General features: G+C 68.2%; 5 protein-coding genes. 1 reads left to right on the top strand and 4 read right to left on the bottom strand.

The features are described 5' to 3' along the window. Positions 1–62: 62 nt before the first annotated feature. The 4 genes from ACLQ6X_RS02970 to ACLQ6X_RS02955 all read right to left on the bottom strand — a co-directional run bounded on the left by ACLQ6X_RS02970 (position 63) and on the right by ACLQ6X_RS02955 (position 1,995). Positions 63–254 (bottom strand): hypothetical protein, encoded by a 192-nt coding sequence (locus ACLQ6X_RS02970; protein WP_411698684.1) that lies wholly within the window; start codon positions 252–254, stop codon positions 63–65. Between the two features lie 98 nt (positions 255–352). Next, the gene (locus tag ACLQ6X_RS02965; protein WP_411698683.1) at positions 353–607 is read right to left on the bottom strand and encodes a DUF6510 family protein; all 255 of its coding nucleotides are present in this window, start codon (positions 605–607) and stop codon (positions 353–355) included. A 54-nt stretch (positions 608–661) separates the two neighbouring features. Beyond that, positions 662–1,405, bottom strand: a complete 744-nt coding sequence (locus tag ACLQ6X_RS02960) for a ferredoxin reductase (protein WP_411698682.1) — start codon at positions 1,403–1,405, stop codon at positions 662–664. After that, positions 1,402–1,995 (bottom strand): sulfite oxidase-like oxidoreductase, encoded by a 594-nt coding sequence (locus ACLQ6X_RS02955; protein WP_411698681.1) that lies wholly within the window; start codon positions 1,993–1,995, stop codon positions 1,402–1,404. Before ACLQ6X_RS02955 ends, ACLQ6X_RS02960 begins: the two co-directional genes overlap by 4 nt. A 148-nt stretch (positions 1,996–2,143) precedes the next feature. Between ACLQ6X_RS02955 and ACLQ6X_RS02950 the strand changes: the two genes are divergently transcribed. After that, positions 2,144–2,876 (top strand): radical SAM protein (locus ACLQ6X_RS02950; RefSeq protein ID WP_411698679.1); only part of this gene is annotated, 733 nt, incomplete at its 3' end.

Here is a 2,876-nt window from a genome sequence, read left to right as displayed (position 1 = left end):
ATACGTGATCGGGCGGGCGGGCGTTTTGCGTTCGCCTTGGTGAAGAGGCTGGGACACGCAGGCTAGAACAGGCTTACAACGCCCCAGACGACCACGGCGATGACGCCCCAGAGCAGAACTGCGACAGCCGCGGCGATCGACCAGCCGCGCAGCCGGTGCGCGTTGCGCTCGCCCTGAGCGGAACCTGTCGGCGCGAACCAGGCCTGATCCGCCGCAGATCCGGTGTCTTGGCCCGCCGCTGCCGTTTCGCGCATGTCGCCCCCCGTTGTGACCTGCGCCCCCCGCGCATTCTGCAACCGTAGGGCCCGGCGCTCGGCGCGGGTATTCCCACTTAGTGGGGGTAGACGGGGGCTCATCGTGCCACCGTCAGCATGGCGATCCCGCGAAATTCGACCCGCAGGTCGTCGGTGCTCTGCACGAGAGTCATCAGAACATCGTCACAGTGGTGACAGCGCACCACCAGATCCGGACCGGATTCGTAGACCATCGCGCTGGCGAGCGCCGACTCGTCGCCACACCCCGCACAGCGTCCGACGGCGACCGTCATGTCGACGCAGAACAGCTCGGAGAGGGGCCCTGCGAGCACGTTGCCGTCGAGGTGGGTCATTGTCTTCCCGTCCGCCCGGTAGTTCAATACCGACAGTGTAGCGAGGTGCTGCGTTTAGTTGCCGCCGAAACGTTCTGTTTTTACGGATGCCGCGGGGTGCCCGAGTGCGACCAGCCAGTCGGCCACGCTCTCGACGAAACCCGTCGGTCCGCACACGAATACCGCCGGGTTCTCGCTCGCCGGAATGGTGGCTGCCTCGAGAATCGACGGGGTGAGCCGGCCGGAGTGTGTCGGCCATCCGGCGGGTGTCGCCCGCGTGTAGACCCAGGTCACCTCGAAGAACTCGGACGCGAGACCGGCGAGTTCCTGCGCGAAGAACACGTCGGCGGGGCTGCGCACGGAATAGAGCAGCCGGAAACGGGCCGTCGAACCGGATGCCGCGTGGGCGCGCGCCATCGCCATGAGCGGCACGATGCCCGAGCCGCCGCCGACGAGCTGCACCGGTTCGGTCTGCTCCGGTCGCCAGACGAACCAGCCGCCCAGCGGGCCGCGGATCTCGAGTTCGTCGCCGACCTGCAGGTCGTCGACCAGGTACGGCGAGACCTCGCCGTCGGGCAGGCGGTCGACCGCGAGTTCGAGGCGGTCGCCGGGGCCCGCCGAGGCGACGGAGTAGGAGCGCACGGCCTGATAGCCGTCGGGCGCCGACAGGCGGAGGTCCAGATGTTGCCCCGCCGCGTTTCCGCCCCAACCGGGAACGTCGATCATGATGCTGCGTGCGGTGGGCGTCTCGGTGTTCACCGACGCGACGACACCCACCTTCCACACGCTCGGGTTGGGCGCTGAAGCGGTGGTGGTCACGAATACCGCTGTTCGAGCCAGGGGTCACCGTAGATGTTGTAGCCGTTCTGCTCCCAGAAGCCGGCGTCGTCGCGCTTGTGCATCTCGATGCCGCGCACCCACTTGGCGCTCTTCCAGAAGTAGAGGTGCGGCACGAGCAGACGCGCGGGGCCGCCGTGTTCGGGATCGAGCGGCTGGCCGTCGAACTCGAACGCGATCCAGGCCTTGCCGCCCATGAGGTCGGCGAGGGGGATGTTGGTCGTGTAGCCGCCGTACGCGTGGGCCATGGTGAAGCCGTAGCTCGTGTCGACGCCGGCGAACAGGGTGTCGAGCGAGACGCCGCGCCACGAGGTGCCGAGCTTCGACCAACGTGTGACGCAGTGGATGTCGGTGCCGACGTCTTCGATGGGGAGCGCCATCAGGTCTGCCCAGCTCCAGCGGTGAACGACGCCGTGCTCGGTCGTGATCGTGAACTCCCACTCCTCGGTACTGACGCGCGGCGTGGGGCCGGCGGAGAGCACCGGAAAGTCTTCGGTCAGATACTGACCGGGAGGCAGTTCGGGGTTGGGCGTGCGCGCGCGTCCGGCGAAACCGCGAGAAATGATTCCCATGTCAGTGCCCTTCGGTTGGGGTTCCAGCCTACCGATCGGTGGGCGGGTTCGAGAAGTTCTCGCGGGGCCGGACTGCGACGTCACAAAGGGGCCGGCCCGTGACGTCATGAAGCGGCGGGCCGAGCCACCCACAACGTAGGGTTACTACATGACAAGCCTCGGACTCGGAATGCCGACGATCCGGCGCGATCCGGCGCGGATGCCTCCGACGCACGGCCGGCCGGATGTCGCGGGGCTGGTTGATCAGTTCGGCCGCGAGGCCCGAGACCTGCGGGTCTCGATCACGGAGAAGTGCTCGCTGCGCTGCACGTACTGCATGCCCGAGGCCGGCCTGCCCGCGATCGCCCGCAACGACCTGCTCACCGCCGACGAGATCGGACGGCTCGTCGGCATCGCCGTGCGCGACCTCGGTGTGCGCGACGTGCGATTCACCGGCGGTGAACCCCTCATGCGCAACGACCTCGTGGAGATCATCGCCCGCAGCGCCGCGGTCGCCGACGGTGCATCCATTTCTATGACGACCAACGGAATCGGTCTCGACAAGCGCGTCGAAGCGCTCGTCGCCGCGGGGCTCAACCGCGTCAACATCTCGCTCGACACCGTCGACCGCGACCACTACGCGCGCCTCACCCGCCGCGACCGCCTGCCGGCCGTCTTCGCCGGCATCAAGGGCGCGCAGGCCGCGGGGCTCACCCCGCTCAAGATCAATGCCGTGCTCATGCGCGACACCCTCGACGGCGCCGTCGACCTGCTGGAATGGTCGATCGCCAACGGCGTGCGCCTGCGATTCATCGAGCAGATGCCGCTCGACGCCGACGAGGCCTGGGCGCGCGACAACATGATCGACGCCGCCGAGCTGCTCGCCGTGCTGGGCGAGCGCT

The organism is Conyzicola sp. (genome assembly GCF_046714715.1).
Taxonomy (GTDB): Bacteria; Actinomycetota; Actinomycetes; order Actinomycetales; family Microbacteriaceae; genus Conyzicola.
The sequence above is the reverse complement of the archived record's forward strand: the minus strand, read 5'-3'. Positions and strand labels throughout refer to the sequence as shown.